Below are 251 nucleotides of genomic sequence, written 5' to 3'. Positions count from 1 at the left end.
CCACAGGGCAGTGCGGTGGCCGGCACCGGCGTGAGCGCGGAGGTGGAGGCGCTGGCGAGAACGGCAAGGTCCTTGGCCGGACCGCAGGCCGGGGCATCGGCGCGCTGGGCACAGGATCGCTGCAGCGCATCGCGGGCCTGCTGCAGGCGGCCACTGCTCCACAAGGTTTCAGCGGTGTCGGCGCAGAACGTTTCGCCCTGCTGCACGCGGCAAAGGTCGATCAGTTCATCAAGCTGCGCGGGCGGCAGGGG

The 251-nt window shown here is 71.3% G+C and carries 1 protein-coding gene; it reads right to left on the bottom strand.

The window, feature by feature from the left end; translation table 11 throughout:
* On the bottom strand, positions 1–251 hold a 251-nt coding region (locus AC6UDB_RS07180; protein WP_500709580.1), incomplete at both ends, for a hypothetical protein.

This window comes from Fructilactobacillus sp. X3R2C1, from assembly GCF_059901235.1.
Note: the sequence above shows the minus strand (reverse complement) of the source record. Positions and strands in the feature narration are given on the sequence as shown.